Source organism: Pandoraea sp. LA3, from assembly GCF_022696215.1.
Taxonomy (GTDB): Bacteria; Pseudomonadota; Gammaproteobacteria; order Burkholderiales; family Burkholderiaceae; genus Pandoraea; species Pandoraea capi.
In genome coordinates, this window is the sequence record NZ_PTPY01000035.1 from 188,730 (window position 1) to 209,721 (window position 20,992).

General features: G+C 63.0%; 21 protein-coding genes. 6 read left to right on the forward strand and 15 right to left on the reverse strand.

The annotated features are described in order from the left end of the window. The first annotated feature begins 90 nt into the window (after nucleotides 1-90). Nucleotides 91-795, forward strand: coding sequence for a haloacid dehalogenase type II (locus tag C5N93_RS16165; RefSeq protein ID WP_069344136.1), 705 nt, complete (start codon nucleotides 91-93; stop codon nucleotides 793-795). 9 nt (nucleotides 796-804) lie between these two features. Here C5N93_RS16165 and C5N93_RS16170 read toward each other — a convergent pair whose 3' ends face one another. The 3 genes from C5N93_RS16170 to C5N93_RS16180 are packed head-to-tail and all read right to left on the reverse strand — an operon-like array spanning nucleotide 805 to nucleotide 3,436. Next, nucleotides 805-1,671, reverse strand: coding sequence for a CoA ester lyase (locus tag C5N93_RS16170; protein ID WP_242560082.1), 867 nt, complete (start codon nucleotides 1,669-1,671; stop codon nucleotides 805-807). A gap of 52 nt (nucleotides 1,672-1,723) precedes the next feature. Further along, nucleotides 1,724-2,152 (reverse strand): PaaI family thioesterase, encoded by a 429-nt coding sequence (locus C5N93_RS16175; RefSeq protein ID WP_242560083.1) that lies wholly within the window; start codon nucleotides 2,150-2,152, stop codon nucleotides 1,724-1,726. Then, nucleotides 2,153-3,436, reverse strand: coding sequence for a CoA transferase (locus C5N93_RS16180; RefSeq protein ID WP_242560084.1), 1,284 nt, complete (start codon nucleotides 3,434-3,436; stop codon nucleotides 2,153-2,155). A 127-nt stretch (nucleotides 3,437-3,563) separates the two neighbouring features. Here C5N93_RS16180 and C5N93_RS16185 point away from each other — a divergent pair, with 127 nt between their 5' ends. Then, nucleotides 3,564-4,466: a LysR family transcriptional regulator gene (locus C5N93_RS16185; protein ID WP_242560085.1), complete on the forward strand. Its 903-nt coding sequence runs from the start codon at nucleotides 3,564-3,566 to the stop codon at nucleotides 4,464-4,466. A 69-nt stretch (nucleotides 4,467-4,535) separates the two neighbouring features. Here the strand turns inward: C5N93_RS16185 and C5N93_RS16190 are convergent, their stop codons facing one another. The 10 genes from C5N93_RS16190 to C5N93_RS16235 all read right to left on the reverse strand — a co-directional run bounded on the left by C5N93_RS16190 (nucleotide 4,536) and on the right by C5N93_RS16235 (nucleotide 15,223). Beyond that, on the reverse strand, nucleotides 4,536-5,678 hold the full coding sequence (locus C5N93_RS16190) for a porin (RefSeq protein ID WP_242560086.1): 1,143 nt from the start codon (nucleotides 5,676-5,678) through the stop codon (nucleotides 4,536-4,538). A gap of 112 nt (nucleotides 5,679-5,790) precedes the next feature. Next, the gene (locus C5N93_RS16195) at nucleotides 5,791-7,290 is read right to left on the reverse strand and encodes an amidase (protein WP_242560087.1); all 1,500 of its coding nucleotides are present in this window, start codon (nucleotides 7,288-7,290) and stop codon (nucleotides 5,791-5,793) included. Further along, the gene (locus C5N93_RS16200) at nucleotides 7,283-7,978 is read right to left on the reverse strand and encodes an RraA family protein (protein ID WP_242560088.1); all 696 of its coding nucleotides are present in this window, start codon (nucleotides 7,976-7,978) and stop codon (nucleotides 7,283-7,285) included. Before C5N93_RS16200 ends, C5N93_RS16195 begins: the two co-directional genes overlap by 8 nt. Nucleotides 7,979-8,003: 25 nt before the next feature. Further along, nucleotides 8,004-8,789 carry an SDR family oxidoreductase gene (locus tag C5N93_RS16205; RefSeq protein ID WP_242560089.1) on the reverse strand — a complete coding sequence of 262 codons (786 nt, stop codon included), beginning with the start codon at nucleotides 8,787-8,789 and terminating at the stop codon, nucleotides 8,004-8,006. Nucleotides 8,790-8,832: 43 nt separating this feature from the next. Continuing rightward, on the reverse strand, nucleotides 8,833-9,648 hold the full coding sequence (locus tag C5N93_RS16210) for an aspartate dehydrogenase (RefSeq protein WP_242560090.1): 816 nt from the start codon (nucleotides 9,646-9,648) through the stop codon (nucleotides 8,833-8,835). 48 nt (nucleotides 9,649-9,696) lie between these two features. Continuing rightward, on the reverse strand, nucleotides 9,697-10,572 hold the full coding sequence (locus tag C5N93_RS16215) for a polysaccharide deacetylase family protein (RefSeq protein ID WP_242560091.1): 876 nt from the start codon (nucleotides 10,570-10,572) through the stop codon (nucleotides 9,697-9,699). A gap of 103 nt (nucleotides 10,573-10,675) precedes the next feature. Then, complete coding sequence (locus C5N93_RS16220) at nucleotides 10,676-11,632, reverse strand: TMAO reductase system protein TorT (protein ID WP_242560092.1); 957 nt, start codon at nucleotides 11,630-11,632, stop codon at nucleotides 10,676-10,678. A gap of 57 nt (nucleotides 11,633-11,689) precedes the next feature. Further along, nucleotides 11,690-12,715 (reverse strand): ABC transporter permease, encoded by a 1,026-nt coding sequence (locus C5N93_RS16225; RefSeq protein ID WP_242560093.1) that lies wholly within the window; start codon nucleotides 12,713-12,715, stop codon nucleotides 11,690-11,692. 11 nt (nucleotides 12,716-12,726) lie between these two features. Further along, nucleotides 12,727-13,677, reverse strand: a complete 951-nt coding sequence (locus tag C5N93_RS16230) for an ABC transporter permease (RefSeq protein ID WP_242560094.1) — start codon at nucleotides 13,675-13,677, stop codon at nucleotides 12,727-12,729. After that, nucleotides 13,664-15,223: a sugar ABC transporter ATP-binding protein gene (locus C5N93_RS16235; RefSeq protein ID WP_242560095.1), complete on the reverse strand. Its 1,560-nt coding sequence runs from the start codon at nucleotides 15,221-15,223 to the stop codon at nucleotides 13,664-13,666. The genes C5N93_RS16230 and C5N93_RS16235 overlap by 14 nt, the downstream gene beginning before the upstream one ends. A 136-nt stretch (nucleotides 15,224-15,359) precedes the next feature. Here C5N93_RS16235 and C5N93_RS16240 point away from each other — a divergent pair, with 136 nt between their 5' ends. After that, nucleotides 15,360-16,325, forward strand: a complete 966-nt coding sequence (locus C5N93_RS16240) for a LysR substrate-binding domain-containing protein (RefSeq protein ID WP_242560096.1) — start codon at nucleotides 15,360-15,362, stop codon at nucleotides 16,323-16,325. Nucleotides 16,326-16,446: 121 nt separating this feature from the next. Beyond that, nucleotides 16,447-16,914, forward strand: a complete 468-nt coding sequence (locus C5N93_RS16245; RefSeq protein ID WP_242560097.1) for an NUDIX hydrolase — start codon at nucleotides 16,447-16,449, stop codon at nucleotides 16,912-16,914. A gap of 64 nt (nucleotides 16,915-16,978) precedes the next feature. Here C5N93_RS16245 and C5N93_RS16250 read toward each other — a convergent pair whose 3' ends face one another. Together C5N93_RS16250 and C5N93_RS16255 are read right to left on the reverse strand one after the other, a co-directional pair. Continuing rightward, nucleotides 16,979-18,178 (reverse strand): enolase C-terminal domain-like protein, encoded by a 1,200-nt coding sequence (locus C5N93_RS16250; protein ID WP_242560098.1) that lies wholly within the window; start codon nucleotides 18,176-18,178, stop codon nucleotides 16,979-16,981. A 95-nt stretch (nucleotides 18,179-18,273) separates the two neighbouring features. Beyond that, the gene (locus tag C5N93_RS16255) at nucleotides 18,274-19,161 is read right to left on the reverse strand and encodes an NAD(P)-dependent oxidoreductase (protein ID WP_242560099.1); all 888 of its coding nucleotides are present in this window, start codon (nucleotides 19,159-19,161) and stop codon (nucleotides 18,274-18,276) included. A 124-nt stretch (nucleotides 19,162-19,285) separates the two neighbouring features. Here C5N93_RS16255 and C5N93_RS16260 point away from each other — a divergent pair, with 124 nt between their 5' ends. Next, nucleotides 19,286-20,158, forward strand: coding sequence for a LysR family transcriptional regulator (locus C5N93_RS16260; RefSeq protein WP_242560100.1), 873 nt, complete (start codon nucleotides 19,286-19,288; stop codon nucleotides 20,156-20,158). 179 nt (nucleotides 20,159-20,337) lie between these two features. After that, nucleotides 20,338-20,991, forward strand: a complete 654-nt coding sequence (locus tag C5N93_RS16265) for an arylsulfatase (protein ID WP_242560101.1) — start codon at nucleotides 20,338-20,340, stop codon at nucleotides 20,989-20,991. Nucleotide 20,992: the final 1 nt, after the last annotated feature.

The following is a 20,992-nucleotide window of genomic DNA, read 5'->3' on the forward strand; positions in this document are numbered from 1 at the left end:
CATTTCATAAATAAATTGCGATTGTTTAGATTGGTTGAGTGGCGACTTCACGGTGAACTCGCAACGCCCAACCCAACAGGAGGCCATGACATGGCAGACGTGGAACAGTTGAAGCAGGACATCAAGGTAGTGATGTTCGACCAGTACGGCACGGTGGTGGATATGCAAGGCGGTCTGACGCAAGTTGCGACGCCGTTTCTGCGGGACAAGGGGTGGACGGGTAACCCGAACTCGTTCGTGACGTGGTGGCGCCGTACCCACTTCGAGAACTCGATGATCGATGCGTTGCTGCACAAGGCGCACACGCCCTATCGCGAGATTGGTCATCGTGCCGTGTCGTACACGCTCGAACGTGCGGGGATTTCCTTCACGCGTGAAGAGGTCGAGTACCTGGTGTCCAACATCGAGAAGCTCAAGCCGTTCCCGGATGTACCCGAAGCGCTGGCTCGTCTCCAGACGAAATACAAGATCGTCGTGCTCTCCAACGGGGATCGGGACATGCTGGAGACGGCGAAGCAGTATCACCAGATTCCGTTCGATAACGTGATCTCGGTCGCCGAAGCCAATTCGTTCAAGCCGCATGTGGCGACCTACACGAAGGCCGCCGAGATCATGGGCGTGCGTATGGACGAGGTGCTGTTCGTTGCCAACCACGCGTTCGACTGTCTGGGGGCGAAGGCGGCGGGCATGCGCAGCGCCTTCATCGACCGTCGCAAGCGTCCGTTCGGCGGCACGCCGCATCAGCCGGATATCTGGGTCGACGACATGAAATCGCTCGCCGACGTGATGGTCTGAAACAGCAGTTTATAGGTGGCTAGCCCGGCGCAGAATGGCTTTAGCGCGATCTACGACCGGGCGATCGACCATGTGACCATCCATCATGACGGCATGCGAGCGCTGGGTGGCGTCGATGACGCGATGCGCCCACGCGATTTCGTCTGCGGAAGGGGAGAACACGGTGCGTGCAATCGGCAGTTGCGTTGGATGCACGCACAGCTTGCCCAGAAAGCCCAGATTGCGTTCGAACCTGGCTGACCGCTCGAAGGCTTGCAGATCCGCGAGATTCTCGGTGGCGCCGGCAATCGGCGCGGGCAACCCGGCGGCGCTGGAGGCCAGCACCATCCGTGCGCTTGGATAAAAGAGGCCGACGTCCTGATCCGGGGGCAACGACAGTGCCGTCTGGAAATCCATGTTGCCGAACGCCACGCGGCAGAGCTTGCCGGTGTCGATGATCGATTCGACGTTGAGGATGCCGCGCGCCGTTTCGATCATGCCGACCCGAGGCAGCGACGCCGGTAACGCATTCGCGGCGGCAATCAGGTCATCGGCGCTGTCGACCATGGTGAGGAACACGCCCGCGATACGCTTGTGAAAGCGGGTGAGCGCCGCGAGATCGTGTGCAAACTCGTCGCCGGTCGAAGGATTGAGCCGGATGGCAACGCGTCGACTGTCGATGTTGCGCATGAACGCTGCCGTGTTTTCACGCGCCTGCGCCTTGTTTGCCCCGATGACCGAGGCTTCCCAGTCGATGATGACGACGTCGGCGTCATACCCCAGTGCTTTCTCGAAACGTTCCGGCCGGTCGCCGGGCGCAAACAGAAGCGTCTGGGCGGTGGCAAGGGTCGCGGCATTCCCAAGGGAAGCGGGGCGTGGCGAATCGGTAGATGTCATGGCAAGTGCATTCCTTCGACGTTGACGTCGGCATCACTACATCATTTGCGCGTTAAAGCACCTTCCAGGTCGACGTCGCGCTGGCCAGCAGCTTGCCGTCGGCGTCGCGGACGTCGGACTGGAGGAAACAGATCTGCCGTCCCTTGCTGCTGAAACGGCTGGTGGCGGTGATCTGCCCTTCGCGAACCGCGCGCGTGTACTGGATGTTCATGGCCAGCGTGGCGCCCGCGCCGACCTCTCGCCTGAGTAGGTGTCCCATGGATATGTCGAGCAATGTCGCGCTCACACCGCCGTGCAGCGAGCCCTGCGGGTTGAACATGAAGTCCCGCACGGTCATGGCGACGGTGCAGGTCTGATCGGCGTAAGTGACATGCATCCCATACAGCTTGAGCAGGAAGAAGGTGTCGAAATCCTGGTGATAGCTGCGCAGCGCGGCCTCAAAGGCGTCTCGTGCCTGTGCTTCGTCGATTGGCTTGTCCATTTAGTCCTGAGTTGCGGGGGTCAGAAGGTCGCGCACCGTGCCCTGCGCGTGCAACGCGTTGATCGCGTCGTCAGACAGCCCGAGCACCGCGCCGAGAATTTCACGGGTGTGCTGCCCGAGCATGGGCGGTGCGAGCACCGGATTCAGCGGCTGGTCGTCGAGGCGCACCGGCGACGTAATGTTCTTCACCTCGCCGGCGATGGGATGCGGCATCGAGACGATCATGCCGCGCTGCGTGAGCTGCGGCGCCTCGCAGACTTCGCCCACGGTGCGGATCAGGCCGCAAGGCACGCCTGCCGCCCCGAGCTTGTCGACCCAATGGCTTCGTGTGTTGCCACGGAGAATGTCGGTCACCAACGGCTTGAGCGCCTGACGATGTTTCACGCGCAGCGGCGCCGTGACGAAACGCGCGTCGTCGAACAGCGCCTTCGCACCGGTGACTTCGCAGAACAGACGCCAGAACTTGTCATTGGCCACGCCCAGATTGAGCCAGCCGTCCGATGCCTGAAAGGTCTCGTAGGGGCTGATGGTCGGATGTTCGTTGCCCCGGCGGCTGGGAGACAGCCCCGTCGCGAAGTAAATGCCGGCGTTGAACGTCAGCAAAGAGGCGAGGGCGTCGAGCATGGAGATTTCCACGCAGCGTGCCACGCCGGTCTGTGCGCGCTCGTAAAGTGCCGAGAGAATGCCCTGAACGGCAAACAGGCCCGCGATCATGTCAGCAATGGATGTGCCGACCTTGGTCGGCTGGCCACCGGGCTCACCGGTGATGTCCATCACCCCGGCTTCGCCCTGGACGATCAGGTCGTAGCCGGGGCGCTGCGCATCCGGCCCTTGGGAACCAAAGCCGGAGATGGCGCAGTAGATGAGTTGCGGGTTGCGTCGGCGCAGCGTCGCGAGATCGAGACCGAGGCGTTGCATCGTGCCCGGACGGAAGTTCTCGATGACGACATCGGCGGTCTCCATGAGATCGAGCAGCAGCTTGCGGCCGGCCTCGTGCTTGAGATCGATGGCGCAACTGCGCTTGTTGCGATTGACCGACAGGAAATAGGCGCTCTCGCCTTCGACGAATGGCGGCCCGAAGGCTCGGCTATCGTCGCCATGGGCCGGTTCTTCGATCTTGATGACGTCGGCGCCCAAATCGCCCAGATGCATGGTCGCGAACGGACCGGACACCACACGCGTCAGGTCGATGATGCGAATGCCATCGAGTGGCCGTGCCGACGCATACGTCGCGCGGCCGTGATCGTCATGCGGGGCGTTGTCGGTGGACGGACGCAGGCCCATTTTCAGTCTCCTTTTGCACGAATCTCAGGGCAGTCTATCGAGGCCTAATTTATTTATGAAATGGATTTTTAGTATCCAAACATTCATATAGGATATGAAGCAAAACCCCTGATCGAGAGGATCTGAAATGAATTTGCGCGCTGTCGATTTGAACCTGCTCGTGATCTTCGACGCCCTCATGCGCGAGCGCCATGTGACCCGCGCGGCGTTGCGCATTCCGATGAGCCAACCGGCCATGAGCAATGCACTGGCACGGCTTCGTCATGTCTTCCGCGACGATCTGTTCATTCGCTCCGGCGGCACGATGGAGCCCACGCCGCGCGCTATCGAGCTTGGGGAGTCGGTGCGGCAGATTCTTCGGCAGACGGAGCGGTTGATGTCGAGCGACGTGAACTTCGATCCGGCGACGACACAGCGCGAATTCACGGCGCGCATGTCGGATCTCGTGGGATGTCTGGTGCTGCCTCAGATTCTCGCCGCCATCGCCGAATCGGCACCCGGGGTCACGCTCGATATCCTGCATATGTCGCCGGAGCGCACCATCAAGGGGCTGGAGAGCGACGAGCTGGACTTCGGCCTGAGCATGCAGCTTCAGCACGCCTCCAACATCCGTCGGCAACCGCTGTTCATGGATCAGATGGTGTGCGTGATGCGCGCGGATCATCCGCTGGCCGAGGCTAAGCTGACGATGAAGCGCTTTCTGGAAGCCGAACATCTGCGCGTCGCGATGAGCCCGACGGACATCCGCTTTATCGACAATGTGCTCGCCGATCAGGGGTTTGCACGAAAAGTCGTCGCGAAAGTCCCGCACTGGCTGCTGATTCCGCCGATTCTGCAAGAAAGCCATCTGATCGCGGTCATCTCCGGCAAGCTGGCGGCACGCTTCTCGTCCGAGACGATTGCAGTCCGGCCGTTGCCGTTTCCATCGGAACCTTTCTCGTGGGACATCTACTGGCATCGCCGCAACGACAACAGCGCTTCGCACAAGTGGATGCGCGATCTGGTCGTCGGCGCGTGCTCGGCGATCTAGTCGCCTACCCGCGAGTGATGCGGTCGATACCCGCCCTCACGGGCATCGACCGGAAATTGCGCCAGCGCCTCAGAACTTATGCACCATGCCTATCCGTAGCGCGGCTTGATTGCGTGAGGACGAGGCACTGGCGATGGCGCCTTCGAAGATGTCTGCGTGAGCCGCATCGGCGTTCGCTCGCTGGAACGACGACATCGCGTACAGCTCGGTGCGCTTGGACAGCTTCTTGTCGATCACGACGCCGACGAGCTGATAGCCCGGCGATGTCCCCGAGTAGCCGACGCTGCCGGCCGTGTAGGTGTACTCGGCACCGACGGTCCAGGAGGGCGCGAAGTGATAGTTCGCCCAGACTTCGTAGTTTGTGAACGCCACCGTTGCCGTTGTACCGTTCGCCTGACCGAACAGCGTGCGAGTGTAGTTGGCGCCAAGTGTGACGGCGTCGATATTCCACGTGGCGCCCAGCCCCCACTCCTGCAACGATGCCGGATTGCCGACATAGCTGAATGGTCCTGCCGCACCGATGGCAGCCCCGCTGGTGTTGGCCTGGAAGTTGCCGTCGGGGAACAGCGTTGCGGGATGTTTCGCTTGCAAATAGCCGGCCGCAATCAACAGTGAGCCGATGCGATAGCGCGTGCCGGCGCTCCAGTTGCCCACTGTCGCCGTGCCGGGCGAATTCGAATTCGATAGCCCGAGCATGGCGCCGAATGAGAGGCCGCCGTAGTCGACGCTGGTGAATTTGATCGCATTGTTCACACGGTACGAATCGCTTGTGTTGTCGATGTCGCTGGCATGCGCGAACATCGGCCCCCAGTTGCCATTGAACGTGACCGGTTGCACGAAGTCCACGATCTCGTCGTACTGGCGGCCAATCGCGAGCGAGCCGAGCGAGCGGTCACGCAGTTCGATATAAGCCTGCCGCCCGAACTGCCGTCCGCCCTGAAAGAGCTGACCGTTCGCCGAGTTGAAGCCGTTCTCCAGCTTGAAGGCCACCGAGCGCCCGCCGCCGAGATCGTCACTGCCCGTCAGCCCCCAACGACTGCCGTAGATGCCCGACAACGTGCCGTCGACCATCGACCACTGCGATTTGCCGCCACTATTGCTCACGTAGTTGATCCCGGTGTCGATAATGCCGTAAAGCGTCACATTCGACTGCCCATACGAAAGGCCCGTCGACAACGTCAACAGTCCCAATGCCCATTTCGCACGCTTCATTTCACTTCCCCTTTACTCTTACGTGTGACATCAAAGATATATTTGGACTACTAATCGTCTTCGGCGTTATTAGAATTATTGGGTACTTGCTACATGTGTCGGGACTGCCGCGCTACCTGGCGTTCAGTCCCGGTTCAGTCCGGTGCCAGGACGTGACACGCTGATAGGCACTGGCATATCGCAACAAGGCAAACTCGGATCCGGGGCGACCGATCAGTTGCAGTCCCACGGGCATGCCGGTGTCGTCGAAACCGATGGGTAGAGACAACGCCGGTACGCCGAGATAGTTGAAGGCGCGGTTCGAACGAAGCAGGGCTGTCGTGAGCGCCACGGCAGCCTGAGGCTGATCCGACAGCGCGGCGATCGGCTGTGCCCGCACGGTCACCGAAGGACAGATCAACAGATCGTGCGATGCAAAGACGTGCGAGACGAATCTTTGCAGGCTGGGTATGCGTGCCTCGATCGCTCGCGCATAGGTGCTCGGGTCGACTCGCCCCGCTGAGTTCAGCCGCAGGCGGGTGGCTGGCGAGAGACGTTCCGGTGAGTGTTGCAAACGCTCGTGGTGCAGCGCGTGGGCTTCGAACGAGGTGGTTGCAGCGGCGTACGCATCGCAATGTTCGATCTCGTCGAGCGCGAGCGGATGCAGCGTGGCACCGAGTGCCTCGAATACGTTCAACGCTGCGGCCATACATTCAGACAGGCCTGCGTCATGCACGTCAAAAAACGGATGCTGCGCGAGCGCGATGCGACGCCCGTGCAACGGGGGCACTTCGCTGTCGGGCGAGTGCCTCTCGTTGTCATTCCAGGCAGCAGTTCGATTGTCGTGACTGTCGGGGCCGGTGAGCGCAGCAAGCGCCGCAACGAACGCCTTCGTAGCCGCGTTGGCCGAAGCGATATCGTTTCCCGTCGCGCCGACCGGACGACGAATGACCGAGAACACACGCGCACAGTCGTCGGCAAGGCGCGCCATCACGCCGATAGTGTCTTGCGAGCGGGATAGCGGCACGGTGCCGCTGGCGTCGATGCTCGCAAACGTCGGTTTAAGACCCACGACGCCGCACAGGGCCGCAGGAATTCGCACCGACCCGCCCGTGTCCGCGCCGAGCGCGAACATAACGCCGCGCCCCGCGACAGCCGCCGCTGCGCCGCTCGACGACCCGCCGGCGATCATTGCGGTGTTCCACGGATTTCGTACCGGCCCGTTTGCCGCGTGAAGACCAGTGGCGCCGTAGCTCAGTTCGTCGAGGGCCAGCTTGCCCAGCCCCACTGCACCGGCTTGCCACAGCGCCACGAGCGCCGGAGCCGGAGACAAATCGGTACAGAAGTCGTCGAATTGCGATCCGGCACGCGGCGGGGCCGTGCCGTCGGTGAATACGTCCTTATGCCCGAACGGCACGCCCGCGAGTGGTTTCGTGACGTCACCGGCAAGCGCGCCCGCAGGCGGGCTGCCGCCTTGTGCGACCCAGCAATGCGTGGCGTCGCCAACGCGCCGGGCGCTGACGCCAAACGCATTGGCGACTTCGGCCGGCGTCAGTCGAGCGTCCCGCAGGGCGTGGCGCAGCCCGTCGATCGACTGACTCAGGGCCGCGACTTCGACGGCAGTGTCAGACATGGCCGTATTTCGCAAGCGCGTCCGCAAGGCTCAGACCCTGCTGCAATTCGGCGCGAATGTGGCTTTCCTTGTCCGTGAGTCGTTCGGCTTCGACCAGCACTTCGTCGACTAACGTGGAAGGAACCACGATGACGCCGTCTTCGTCGCCGAGAATGAAGTCGCCCGGCCGGACTTCAACCCATCGCGAAGTGGCGCCACGCAGGCTGACGGGGGTTTGCCAGCCATCCACCTTCCATCGCCCGATGGACTGTACCGGCGTGCGATATCGGGCGTACAACGGGTAATCCTGAGCGCCGATCCAGCGCACGTCGCGAATGCCGCCGTCGATCAGCGCGCCGACGCTGCCACGCTCTTTCATGCCGATGGCGATAAGTTCGCCGAAGTAGCAGATGCCTTCGCCGTCGCCACTCCACACGGTGACCTCGCCGGGCGACACGCCGGCACAGGCCTGCATCTTATCGGCGTCTCCGCCCTGCGGGTAAGGCATCATGTGCCCATGGATCGTGTACGCCCAGCCGGCGAGCTTGCCGGTGTCGGCCGGGTACGGCGCGAAATCCGCTGCCAGGCCCTGATCGAGGTGACCCATGGCGTCGAGCACGTCGGCGACGTTCGACGTATCGACGATCAGAAAGCGCTGGCGAATCTCTTCTTTTTCTTCAGGACTACGAATTTTTTGATTGTCATTCATTGCTTGCTCCTTGAGTTTCCGTCTGTCAGATGCTGGGAATCATTCCGCCGTCGACGCGAATGATCGATCCATTGATAAACGAGGCGCGCTCGCTGGCGAGGAACGCGACCGTGTCGGCGTATTCTTCCGGCGTGCCGTAGCGGCCGACCGGAATGGTGGCGATGCTTTGCTTGACGATCGCATCGACTGGGCGCGCTTCCCGGGTCGCGCGCGCTTCATCGAGTGCGCGAATACGATCGGTGCCGATACGTCCGGGCAGCACCACGTTGACGCATACGCCATCCGCCGCGACTTCGTTGGCCAGCGTCTTCGACCAGCCGAGCAGCGCAGCGCGCAGGGTGTTCGACACGCCAAGGTTGGCGATCGGCGCGATTACGCCGGACGACGTACTGGTCACAATTCGCCCCCAGCCCTTCGCACGCATGTCGGGCAGAACGAGGTCGGTGAGGTGCATGAGCGAGAGCACCATCGCCTCGAACTGCGAGCGCCAGGTTTGCGCGGCCACACCGGCCGCGCCGGAGGGTGCTGGGCCGCCCGAGTTGTTGATGAGAATGTCGGGGGCGCCCAGATCGCGCTTCACCGATTCGATCATGTTGTCCAGACTATCGATCTGTCCCAGATCAGCCACATAGCCGCTCGCCGTCCCGCCTGCTGCGCGGATCTTCTCCACGGTTTGCGCCAGCGCTTCCTCGCTGCGATCCGACACCGTGACCTTTGCACCCTCGCGCGCGAGGGCAAGTGCAATGGCACCGCCCAGTCCGCCACCGCCCGACATGACCAGCGCGGTCTTGCCTGTTATGCCCAAATCCATGCCTGCTCCTTGTTCGTAATGTCGATCACCGGCTGACCAGCGCTCACGTGCCCACGCGCAGCGGGCTGCGGACCTTGCGCAGTGCCGCGAGCACGCTTTGTGCCGTGATGCGGCCGGTCTTGGGGTTCTCGGTCGGAATGTTCTGAATGCTCATCGAGAACGACGCTGAGTCGGAGTCAACCTCGATGGTGTGCGTGTTGCGGGTGAGCGCGGGGTCGGCCCAGATCTCCAGATGCGTGTCGTCAGGACCGACGCCAGCCAATGCCAACGCCACGACGACGTTCAGATTGGCCGGGAATCCCTTGGCAGCCTCCCGTGCATTGCCGGAGAAGATGCGGATGGGCTCGGTAACGTCTTCGATCCGGATGTTGTTATCGACCAGAAATGGCGCGCCGACCAGACCGCGCACGGGCTTGCGGGTGATCATGCGCACCGACCGGATCTTGCCTTCGGCTGCGGCAGTGACCGCGTCGAGGCCGAGCAGGGCGCCCGTGGGCACGATGATCTGCCCGCCATGCTCACGCGCGAGGGCGACCAGATCCATGCGTTCGAGCAAGGCGCCGCAACTCAGTACGATGAGCGTTTTACCGGCGCGCAGCACCGGCTCGGCGATGTCTCCGACCAGATGCGCGGGGGCACATTCGATCACGATATCGGCATGCTCGGCCAGTTCGCCGAGCGAGACCAGGGGCACCGGATGCTTCAGCGCGTGGAGGGTCTCGGCCGCTTTGGTCGAATCCCGTACCGCGATGGCTGCCAGCTTCAGGCCGTAGATCCCTTCGTCGAGCCGTGCAGCCAAGGTTTTGCCGACAGCGCCGAGTCCGGCGATGCCCACGCGTAACTCGTTAAGGTTAGGCATATGTGCTCCTCTCATGTTGGTATGGATGTAATGCAAGTCGCGACGACCTCACGGCATGTCGAGACTGATGAAATGGTCGGCAATGGCGCCGGTCGTCGTCAGCCAGATACGGTCGCGATGCCGGACGATGTGTTCGAGGGCCCGCCGGAAGTGCCGAAGCCGGAACGGTTGCCCGATCAGGAACGCATGGATTGAGATACCGAAGACGAGGGACTGTTGCTCGCTCTGCGAGAGCATCTCGTCGAAGTTGTCGATAACCATGTCGGTAAAGTCGGCGGCGCTGCTGTGATGCAGGGCAATTGCGGGGATATCGTTGACCTCGTGCGGGTAGGGCACGCTGAGGATGCGGCCTTCGCGCGTGTTGATCCAGACGGGCTGATCGTCGATTGGCCAGTCGAGCAGATAGCGATACCCGGCTTCTTGCAGAAGGTCAGGGGTCACATTGCTGGGATTGACGCCGGGGCTCAACCAGCCGACCGGTGCACGGCCTTCGTGTTGCGCGATGGCTTCGGTGACTTCGCGAATGAGCTGGCGCTCTCCGGCTTCGTCGAAGTCGTTCTGATGCTCGGAGTTCGTACGGCCGTGTCCGAGTATTTCGTCGCCGCGTGCGCGCAACGCTGCAACGACCTCCGGGCAATGGTCGTAGCACTCGGAATTGAGCAGCACGGACAGGGGAATGCCCAGCGCGTCACACATTTCGATGATGCGCCACACGCCGACCCGGTTGCCGTATTCGCGCCAGCCCCAGTTATAGGTGTTCGGGTGCGGCAGGCCAGGCGAGTACGAGATGCCCAGCCCCGTGTTGTACGAGAAGTGCTCAAGGTTCAGGCACAGGTGGACGGCCAATCGGCGGCTCTGCGGCCAGTTGAAATCTGGGCGGGAAACAATGCCGGAGTAGCGAAAGCGATCATGCGAAGGAAGCATCGGTAGCCTCTGCAATTCGGTGAGATGAGAATGTCGTAAGCGCCAGCGTGTGCGTTCGCGCCATGACGGGTCGTTGCGTGTCATTGCGCATCATTACGCATCATCACGGACGGTAGGACGCCGGTGCGCTGAGCAGCGACAAGTCGACCGTCGTGAGATTCTGCGCACTGATCAGGATCGAGGGGGCTTGCACGTCGCGTTGCACCGGCTTGTGGGCGGCAGCCGCTACGGCCTGCCGCAAGGCTTCGCGCCCTTGCGTCACGATCTGCTGTGCGGACGTGCAGACCAGATCGCCGCTCTTGATCATCTGCTGCGCCGTCTGGCTAAGGTTCGACGCACTGATCTTGACCTGGCCACGGCGCTGCGCCCCCTTCACCGCGATGAGGGCGCCGGCGGCCGAATCGTCGACGGCGTTGTAGATCCCGCCCAGATCGGGGAAGCGTTGCAGCCAGTTGTCGACCAGATTGATGGCGTCGTTGCGGGTCACGGCATTACGCGACTCCGCGACGACCTTGATGCCGGGGTAACGCGCCTTCAACGTGTCGAGAAACCCCTGACGACGCTGGTCCGCCCACGACTGCCCTTGTTGCTGCGAGATCATCGCCACTTCGCCCTTGCCAGCCATGGCGTCGCCCAGACACTGGGCTTGCAGGCGGCCCATCTCGTAGTGGTTAGCGCCGACGGTGGACGCCAGTTTCGTGCTGGCCGGCAGGCTCGACAATCCGACCACAGGAATACCTGCCCCGATGGCGTGCTCGACCGCGCCTCGTACGGCTTCGCCGTTGGTTGCGCCGACCACCATCGCGTCGACCTTGCTCTCCGAGAGATCCTGAATTTGCGAAATCTGCGTGCTGACGTTGGCGTCGCCGCCCGCGTTAAGCTTGACGAGTTTCACACCGAGTTTCCTGGCTTCATCCTCGACGCCGTAAGTCATGGAGACCCAGAACGACGACGACAGGTCGGGCGTGGCGTAGCCAATCGTCACGGCCTTCTGCGCATGCGCGGTGCCGAACAGGGCCAGCATGAGGCTGGCGGCGAACATGGAGTGTTTGAGTTTCATGAAGGATCTCCTTGGCAGGATCGTGCATAGATTACGGTTGAATGTTTGAGACGGGCGTCACGACGCCGAATGACCTTGCAGGCGGCGAAGTTGCTGCATCAGGAAATCCATCCCGCCGCATACGACGATGATGAGTCCGAGCACCAGTTCCGACATGAAGGGCGATGCGCCTATCAGATTCAGCCCGTTGAGCAAGGCTTGAATGAACAGCACACCGACAGCGACCTGCCAGACGCGCGCCCGGCCGCCCATCAGCGAGATACCGCCGATGACGCACGCGGCAATCGACTGCATTTCCATGCCGTTGCCGTCCACCGCCACGGCGGAGCCGCTGCGTGCGAGCAGCAGCACCCCTGCCGCACCGGCGAACGCGCCGCACAAGGCGTAAGCCGCCATGCCTGCCCGGCGCACCGGCACACCGACCAGCCCGGCGGCGCTCATATTGCTGCCGATCATGCAGAACCAGCGACCCAGCGGCGTGCGCATGGCGAGCCACCAGGCGAGCAGCAGTAACGGCAAGGCGAGCACGGTCAACGCGGGCACGCCTAGCCACGTCTGGTAAGCGAGTGAATGCAGGTGGCTCGACGGGGGCAGAAGCAGGGCGTCGGCGCCGCCTGACGCGGCGGTGGCAACGCCGCGCACGACGAGTGCGCTGCCCAGCGTGACAATCACGGGCTCGATGCGGCGGTACGCGACGAGGTAGCCGTTGATCGCGCCGAACGCCAGACCGATGGCGATGGCAACGCCGATGGCGGCGGTATCGCCAACTCGCAACGCCGTCTGCGCGGCAACGATGGAAGCGAGGACGGCGACGGGGCCGACGGAGATGTCGAAACCGCGTGTCACGATCACCAGCATCTGGCCCACCGAGAGCACGAGCAAGAAGGTGCTTTGCGACAGCACGTTGCCCATGTTGACCCAACTGGCGAAGCCTGGCGCCATGACCGCGAACACGACCCACAGCACTATCAGCGCGCCTACGCCGGACAGTTCCCGCAAGCTCAGCGTGCCGGGCAGTTGCAGGGCAGGCAGATGCGCACGCCGGTTCATGGTGATGCTGCTCATGGTTTTCTGGTTATCCATAGGTTCTCCACTCATCCCGCACGGGCCACGCGCACGCGTCGCCCGTTCATTCCTGTCTGACGCGCCAGCACTGCACCCACGATCACGATGCCCAGCAGCATGTTCTGTACGAGACTCGGCAAATTCAGTAGCACGAGCGCATTGACGACAATCGTCAGGATCAGCACGCCGATGAGCGTGTGCAGTGCGCCGCCCTTGCCACCGGCGAGCGGCACGCCACCGACGGCGCAAGCGGCAATCGCTTCGAACGGTAGCCCCGGATACAGATTCGGCTGACCCGAGCCGAGCCGTGAGGTGAGTACCGCACCCGCCGCCGCGACCAGCAGGGCGTTAAACAGATAGGCACCGACTACGCGACGGCGTACCGGAATACCCGCGAGTTTCGCCGCGGTTTCGTTACTGCCCAGGGCGAATAACTCGCGGCCGAAGTTGGTGAAACTCAAGATGACGCTGACCCCCGCGAAACTTCCCAGCGCAAGCCATACCGGTGCGGAAATGCCTAGCCATGTGGTTTGCACGAGCGTGGAGAAGTCGATGTCTGCCGGTGCGTCGAGCGGCATGCCACCTACCATCGCGCCGCAAAGTCCGTGCACGGCGATCATCGAGCCCAGCGTGACCAGAAAAGGCGGGGCCTGCATCACGCCGATCAACAGGCCGTTGACGAGGCCGAGTCCGAGTACGGCCAGCGTTGCGAGTGCGAAAGCGCCACCGGTGCCGTATTGCGCGCCGGTCATGACCGCGGTCACGCTGAACAGTGCGACGGCCGATCCGATCGAGAAATCGATGCCGCGCACGATGATCACGATCGTTTGTCCCAACGCAGCGAGCAGGAGAATCGACGCCACGCGCGAGAGGTTCGCGAGATTGCTGACGGTGCCGAAGCGAGGCACCGCGACCCAGCAGACCACCAGTAATGCCAGACCGACCCAGAGTGCCGGCGGCACGCGTTCAAACCGCTGCATGGTTCATCTCCTGTTCGGTAGTACGGGGCGAGGTCACGGGCGAGGTGTCGGCAATGCGTGCGATGACGTCTTCCAATGGCGTGCCGCGCGGTAGCTCCCCTGCCGGGCGGCCCGCGCGCATCACGACGATGCGATGCGCGAGCGTGACCACCTCATCGGTGTCCGTCGATGCGATCACAATGGCGATGCCGCGCCGCGAGGCGTCGATCAGCGCGTCGTGGATCGCGGCGCGTGCATGGACGTCGACACCACGAGTCGGTTCGATCACCACGAGGACCGACAGGCCGGGAAGCACCAGATTGCGAATCAGCATGACCTTTTGCTGATTGCCGCCGCTGAGTGCGTCGATGGGCAAACTGGCGTCGGCGGGTTTGACACGCAACGCTTCGAACCACGACGCCGACGCCTGCCGCTCCATGCGCGCCGTCAACATGCGTGCGCGAGCGATCGCGCCGAACGTCGAGGCCGCAGCGTTGGTGGCGCAGCTCAGGCCGGGCAGAATGCCCTCGGCGCTGCGGTCAGCGGGTACAAAGCCCACGCCGTGCTGCATGAATCGCATGCGCGACGCACCGGCCAGCGCATGACCGTCGACCGAAATGTCGCCGTCAGACAGCGGGCGCGCACCGGCCAGCGCTTCTCCGACTTCGATGGCGCCGGCACCCATGAGTCCCACGACGCCCACCACTTCGCCGGCGCCGACGCTCAGTGTCAGATCGGAGAATCGCGATTGGCACGCCGCTTGCCGCACGATCAGACGGGGGGCACCGACCGATCCCGGTTCGCGGGGTTCGCGCTCAGCCACAGGGCCGACCATGCCTTCGACGATCTGGCGATGCGACAACGTGCCGATCGGCGCTGCATCGATCACGGTTGCGCCATCTCGCAGAACAGTTACGACATCGCAGATGCGGGTAATTTCACCGAGCTTGTGACTGATGAAGACGATGCCGAGTCCTTCGGCCTTAAGCGATGCCACCGCGGTGAAAAGGCGCTCAGTCTCATGCTCGTTGAGGGCTGCGGTCGGCTCGTCAAGAATGAGTACGCGGCATTGCGCGGCTACGCCACGCGCGATTTCGAGCAACTGGCGCTCGGCCATCGACAAACTGGCGACGGGTTGACGGGCGTCCACATGAAGGCCGATCCGGTGCGCTACCGTTAGCAGGCCGTCGCGGTGCGCGCTGGCTGCACGGCGGCCGAACGGCTGCGCCCGAGCAATATCGAATGCTCGCAGGTTTTCTTCGACTGTCAGTTCCGGGAACACGGTGGCGTGCTGATACACCGGCACGACACCGGCGGCGATGGCGTCGCGCACCGAGTGAAATTCACATCGCTGTCCCTGCAAAACGATCTCGCCCGCGTCGGGTTTGAGCGCGCCTACGAGCATCTTGACCAGCGTGCTCTTGCCCGCGCCGTTCTCACCCATGAGCGCGTGCACTTCGCCCGATTGCACACGCAGGTTCGCCTGACGCAGCGCCTGCGTCGCACCGAACGATTTTGCGAGTCCACGGGCATCGAGCAGTGCCCGGGGGCGGTCGTTGATGGTCATCCTCTCCTCCTGCTTGCGCGTGATTGCGCTTTGCACGGGATCCATCGTTAGCCGCCAAATTTCCGTCTACAAACAATTTGATCGCCTCGACGCATGAGCTAGACTCATGCATGACGCGACCTGATACTTCGACATCGTGAGACGAGATCTGCCCAATCTGCTGTCGTTGCGTGCCTTCGAATGCGCCGCCCGGCATCTTAGCTTTACGGTGGCCGCCGACGAGCTTTGCGTGACGCAAAGCGCCGTGAGTCGGCATATCAAGAATCTGGAAGCCCATTACGGCGTAAGACTGTTCAACCGGCTAACGCGTGAAATCGAATTGACGGAGGCCGGGCAACGACTCTTTCGCACGGTGGAGAAGTCGTTCAACGCGATTGAGGTGGCTTCGCGTGAGCTGGCGCCGCGAGACGTCAAGCGCAGTCTGGTCGTCAGTATCCTGCCCACGTTGGCTTCGACCTGGCTGATGCCACGGCTCGCGAAGTTCACGCAACTACATCAAAACGTCGAGGTTCGGCTGCATACGTCGATTGCCCCGGTGTCGTTCGAGCGCGACGGCATCGACATTGCGATTCGCGTGGGAAAACCGCCGGCGCAACGTCGTCGCAAAGGCGCGCCGCGTGTCGATCTGGTCATGACGGTGGAGTGGAAAGGCGTCAGCAACGACCGACTCTTCGCCGACGTGTTGGTCCCCGTGTGCCGACCTGCGTTGCTGGGCAAACTGACGATGCTCGATCCGCCCGCACTACAGCGTCTGCCGCTCATCCACACCGATTCCCGTGCGCATGCCTGGGAAGACTGGTTCGGCACGCAGGGCGTGGCCTACCGGCCCGGTGCGCGCGATCTGCATTTCGGCCACTTCTTCATGTCGGTGCGCGCGGCGCTCGACGGTCGTGGCGTGGCGCTCGTGCCCGACGTCGTGGTCGAAGATCAGCTAGCGTCCGGCGATCTGGTCATCGCTTCGCCTGCACGGGTAGCCAGCGCAGGCGACTACTACGTGATCTATCGGCGCGAGCGGGCGGACGAACCCGCGATTGCAGCGTTTCGCGAGTGGATTGCGGCCGAGAGTGCGCCTGTACTGGCCGCGCAAGGGCTCGTGGGTTGATCTGTTGTGTTGTCCGTGCGGGCATGAGCGCGTAAGCTTTGACGTCAGTGCGGTGACCTTTGATCGCAGTGATCGCGATGATCGTTGTGGTCGGCCCATTTTTTGTTCAGAGAGGCGGGTAATGACGTCGGCAATCGACTCGGCAGCATCGAAACCACAACACGTGGGCCCCGTTGCGGCAACGATCGGTGTGGTTTTCAAAGACGGGCGCGTGCTGCTGGTCAGGCGCCGTAACGAACCGGACGCCGGATATTGGGGCTTCCCCGGCGGCAAGATCGACCGGGGCGAGTCGATCATGGCAGCCGCGACGCGCGAGATATTCGAAGAGACGTCGGTCACCGCCGACGCAGTGAAGACGTTCACGGCGGTCGATGTGCTTGATAAGGGTGAGGGCGGCGTTTTGCGCCATCACTTCGTGCTGATCGCCGTACTCTGCCATTGGGTCGCAGGCGAACCCGTGGCCGGCGACGACGCTCTCGAAGCGCGATGGTGGGATCTGGATGCGCTCGACAACGCCGGCCTTGTCATGAGCTTCGGCGTGATGGATGTCGTGCACGAAGCGTACGCGTTGTTGCACGCTCGCCAATAGGCACCCGACGGCGATACAGGCATGTGCGGGCGTCGCTTCCCACTGCACGACATATCCCCGTCTGTCAGTCCAGCAACTGTCGGAACGCCCGGCGGGTATCGTCCTGTAATTCGAAGCCGATGCCGGGGGCCTGCGGCAAATCGATCATGCCGTCTTCGATGCTCAGTTCGTGAGGCATTGCCTGAAATGGCGCGAAGGCCGATGGATTGAGTTCCGCCCCACCGAGATGCAGAGCCGCCACGACATGCAGCCCGAACAGGTGCCCGCCGTGCGGCCAGAATGCGGTGCGAGGCCAGCCGCGCCCGATCATGTCGATCACCATCTCGTAGTAATGCGTCAGCCCGTAGCAATGCGTGGGATCGAACAGGAGGATGTCCTGCGTTTGCCGCAAGCCTCCATGCAGATCGAGTAACCGGGCCTCGGCGCGCGAGAACAGCGCCTCGCCGGCGGCGATCGGATGCCCGTAGATCGACGCCACGCGCGACAGCGTTTCGAAATCCAGCGGATCGCAGATGTCCTCGAACCACGCTAACCCAAGCGGTGCGAACGCACGTGCGGCACGCAGTGCGTTGGCGAGGTCGTAGGTGTTCATCGCGTCCACGGCCAGATGCGATGGGCCTGCGAGCCTTGAGGCGGCGGTATCGATGCGCGCCAGATCCTGATCGAGATCGGTGCCCACCTTGATCTTGGCGCGGGTGAAACCGAGGTCGGTGAAATAGCGAATCTCGTCGGACAGACGGCGGAGATCGTCTTTGGGATAGCGGTATCCGCCACCGGCATAGACCGAAACGCGCGGGGGCAGTGCGTATTGGGACAGAAGTGCAGGGGACAGAAGCGCCGTGGACAGACCTGCCGGGGACAGACGTTCCGACACGTACCGATACAGCGGCTGGTCGGCGATCTTGGCCGCAGCATCCCAGATCGCCATGTCGAGCGTGCCGACAGCAACGCAGCGCTCGCCATGCCCGCCTGGCTTTTCTCCCTGCATCATGACCGACCACGCGCGCAGCGGGTCCAACTCGTTGCCGGCCTCGTCGGACAGCGTGTCGGCCGCAATGAGGCGTGGTGCGAAGCGCTCGCGGATCAGGCCGCCTTGGCCGAAGCGTCCGACGGAAGCGAAGCCGTAACCGACGACCGGCGCACCGGATCGTATGACATCGGTGATCACCGCCACCAGACTCGTCGTCAGTCCGCCTGACGCAATGGTGCTGTCGGCGTAGCGGGATATCGGAATCGTCAGTTCCCTGACTTCGATAATTCGCACCGTGTCTCCTCCTCCGCCCCGTTTGCGTTCTTGTCCGTCAGCATCGCTGGATCACAGGATTTTCCTGATCTCGTCGGATGCGTTCCGGTATTGCGTCAAGCGGTGTGCGACGCGCGTTCGATGGCTTTGACGACAGCCACCATGTCCTGCTCGCCGAAGCCCATCGACTCGGTTTGCGCGTACAGGTCACGGCAGACCTGCATGAGCGGCATGGTGATGCCCGCCAGACCGGCGGCATTCATCACCAGATCGCTGTTCTTCAACACGTCGGTGATGCTCGCCTGTTTCGCCAGATCGTTGTCTCGCAGCTTGCCGATCTTGACGCGCGACACGGCGCTGCACATCGGACCGGCATCGAGGATCTCGGCGAAACGGCGCATGTCCAGGCCGTGCCCGTCGGCGAAGCGTGCCGCCTCGGCCAGACCGGTGACCATCGTAATCAGGAACGTATTGACCGCCAGCTTCATGCGCAAGGCGCCGGGCACGGGGCCGCAGGTGAAGTGTTGACGGCACATCGGCGCCAGACGGTCGCTGATGGCGTCGACGTCTTCGGGCGTGCCCGACAACATGGCGACAAGCTCGCCTTTTTCCGCCGGGATGCGCGAGCCAGATACGGGCGCTTCGACGAAGCGTCCGCCGGCAGCGCGGATGTCGTCGGCCAACGCCTGCGAATACTCCGGCTCGACGGTCGACAGGTTCACGACGGTGTGTCCCTCGACGCGCGCAGCAAATGCCGGCGTGCCGCGCGCGAGCACGGCGTCGATGGCCTTGCCGTCCATGAGCATCAACATGACGGTCGTGCATCGGGCGAACACGGCGTTCGCATCCGGCGCGACCTCTGCGCCTGCGGCGGCCAGACGCTCGCACTTCTCAGACGATCGGTTCCACACGACGAGCGGGGCGCCTGAACGGCGAAGATTCAATGCCATCGGCTCGCCCATCGTGCCGAGGCCGATAAATCCAATCGGTGCCATGTCGGTCATGGTTGCATCCTTTGTCGGTGCGCAGGTTCATTGGCTGGAAACTTTGCGGTCGACTATATTCGAATCCTATACTTATTAATATCGAAAATATCTTAAGTGACACTTCACAAAAACGGATGAATTCATGACGACACGATTTGATGTCGATGCATTGCGCACGATGGTGGCCGGGATCGATCTCGGCAGCTTCGCGCGCGCCGCCGTGCAGCTTGGACGGTCTCAATCCGCCGTGAGCATGCAGCTCAAGCGTCTGGAGGAGCAGGCCGGACAGGTGCTGTTCGAGCGGCAGGGGCGTCGGCTGGTCCTCACGGAAGCGGGCGATACGTTGCTGAATTACGGACGCCGCATCATCGAGCTGCATGACGAAGCGGCGGTCGCGCTCGGGGCGAGTGCTTCTACCGTATCGATCCGTATCGGTCTTCCCCAGGATTTCTGTGAGGACATTCTGCCGATTGCCATGGCCCGGTTCGCACGGGTTCGTCCGGACGTGCATGTCGACGTGCGGGCGGGCCGGAATTACGCGCTCGAAGAAGAGGTGCGTGTGGGCAAGCTCGACATGGCCATCGCGTTCGCCGAGCCAGGGCAGTCGCGCACCGGCACGTTGCTCGCCACGTTGCCGCTGTACTGGTACGCGAGTCATCGGCTGCGACGATGGCCCGATCCCGGCCAGCCGGTGCCGCTCGTGCTGTTCGATCATCCGTGCCTGTTTCGTCAGGCGGCGATGCGCGCGCTCGACGGCAAGCAACGCGCATGGCGGCTCGCGCTGACCACGCCGAGCCTGCCCGGGGTGTGGGCTGCCCTGCGTTTCGGACAAGGGGTATCGGTGCGAACGGCGCACCGCGTGCCGCGCGGCATTCAAGCGTTGAGCGCGGGCGGACTCCCCAGACTGCCTGCGCTTGAACTGCGTTTGTTCGAGCGCAGCCATCTGACGGCGGTCTGCGCGGAATTCGTCGACGTGCTCTCATCAGTCGTGGGGCAATGCGTGGCGGCGAAGTAATGCCGGGTGCCGGGTGCCGGTTGTCGAGTGTTGGGGGGTAGAAAACATACCGGTAAAAGACGTTGCCTTGTTAGGCCATTGCCGAGCCGAAACAATCCTCTCGACGCAAGCATTTCCGTCGCGGCTTCCGACATCGCTCGGCAAGCACAAGACGGACCGACAACGAAGGGGAGCAGGCAATGCGCATATCTTTTTTACATACGGTCCAGAGCAATCAGCGCTTGTTCGAGGACACGGCCAAACGTCTTGGCGTTGCAGAGGAAGACCTGCGACATGAACTTCGGCCGGAGCTTCGCGAGGCGGTGCAGCGCGCGGGGACGATGCCGGAGGAGGTGAAGGCCGAAGCGAGCCGTCGTCTTCTGGCACTGGCGGCCGAGGCCGATGCCGTCATTCTGACGTGTGCAACGCTTGGCGCCGCCGCCGATAGCATCGCGCACCCACCGGTACCCATCGTGAGAGCCGACGTTGCGTTGGCCGTCGAGGCGAATCGCATCGGTGGAAAAATCGTGGTGTTGTGTGCGGTCGAATCCACCATCGAACCGAACCGGCAGCTTTTCAAGCAGTACGCCAGCGACAGGACGACGTCGATCGACGTGGTCCTCGTCGAGCACGCCTGGACGCTTTTCAGCAGCGGCAACGCCGGCGAGGCACGTGAGTGCTATGCGCGCATCGCCGCCGCCGCGAACGATGCCTTCGACGCCGGTGCGGATGTCGTGGCCTACGCCCATCCCTGGATGGCGGCGGCGCTGGATCTTGCCGACGATGACCGGCGGCCGCTCGACAGCGCGCATGCGGCGCTTCGTACCGTCCTCGGTGCGGCGGCGCCGCGCTAGC

Bases quoted from the DNA above. Each gene is read 5' to 3' on its own strand.
- C5N93_RS16225 (WP_242560093.1), bottom strand. From the start codon at position 12,715: ATGGATAACCAGAAAACCATGAGCAGCATCACCATGAACCGGCGTGCG.
- C5N93_RS16235 (WP_242560095.1), bottom strand. From the start codon at position 15,223: ATGACCATCAACGACCGCCCCCGGGCACTGCTCGATGCCCGTGGACTC.
- C5N93_RS16260 (WP_242560100.1), top strand. From the start codon at position 19,286: ATGACGACACGATTTGATGTCGATGCATTGCGCACGATGGTGGCCGGG.
- C5N93_RS16255 (WP_242560099.1), bottom strand. From the start codon at position 19,161: ATGACCGACATGGCACCGATTGGATTTATCGGCCTCGGCACGATGGGC.
- C5N93_RS16175 (WP_242560083.1), bottom strand. From the start codon at position 2,152: ATGGACAAGCCAATCGACGAAGCACAGGCACGAGACGCCTTTGAGGCC.
- C5N93_RS16185 (WP_242560085.1), top strand. From the start codon at position 3,564: ATGAATTTGCGCGCTGTCGATTTGAACCTGCTCGTGATCTTCGACGCC.
- C5N93_RS16195 (WP_242560087.1), bottom strand. From the start codon at position 7,290: ATGTCTGACACTGCCGTCGAAGTCGCGGCCCTGAGTCAGTCGATCGAC.
- C5N93_RS16215 (WP_242560091.1), bottom strand. From the start codon at position 10,572: ATGCTTCCTTCGCATGATCGCTTTCGCTACTCCGGCATTGTTTCCCGC.
- C5N93_RS16170 (WP_242560082.1), bottom strand. From the start codon at position 1,671: ATGACATCTACCGATTCGCCACGCCCCGCTTCCCTTGGGAATGCCGCG.
- C5N93_RS16165 (WP_069344136.1), top strand. From the start codon at position 91: ATGGCAGACGTGGAACAGTTGAAGCAGGACATCAAGGTAGTGATGTTC.
- C5N93_RS16265 (WP_242560101.1), top strand. From the start codon at position 20,338: ATGCGCATATCTTTTTTACATACGGTCCAGAGCAATCAGCGCTTGTTC.
- C5N93_RS16220 (WP_242560092.1), bottom strand. From the start codon at position 11,632: ATGAAACTCAAACACTCCATGTTCGCCGCCAGCCTCATGCTGGCCCTG.
- C5N93_RS16180 (WP_242560084.1), bottom strand. From the start codon at position 3,436: ATGGGCCTGCGTCCGTCCACCGACAACGCCCCGCATGACGATCACGGC.
- C5N93_RS16190 (WP_242560086.1), bottom strand. From the start codon at position 5,678: ATGAAGCGTGCGAAATGGGCATTGGGACTGTTGACGTTGTCGACGGGC.
- C5N93_RS16245 (WP_242560097.1), top strand. From the start codon at position 16,447: ATGACGTCGGCAATCGACTCGGCAGCATCGAAACCACAACACGTGGGC.
- C5N93_RS16230 (WP_242560094.1), bottom strand. From the start codon at position 13,677: ATGCAGCGGTTTGAACGCGTGCCGCCGGCACTCTGGGTCGGTCTGGCA.
- C5N93_RS16200 (WP_242560088.1), bottom strand. From the start codon at position 7,978: ATGAATGACAATCAAAAAATTCGTAGTCCTGAAGAAAAAGAAGAGATT.
- C5N93_RS16210 (WP_242560090.1), bottom strand. From the start codon at position 9,648: ATGCCTAACCTTAACGAGTTACGCGTGGGCATCGCCGGACTCGGCGCT.
- C5N93_RS16205 (WP_242560089.1), bottom strand. From the start codon at position 8,789: ATGGATTTGGGCATAACAGGCAAGACCGCGCTGGTCATGTCGGGCGGT.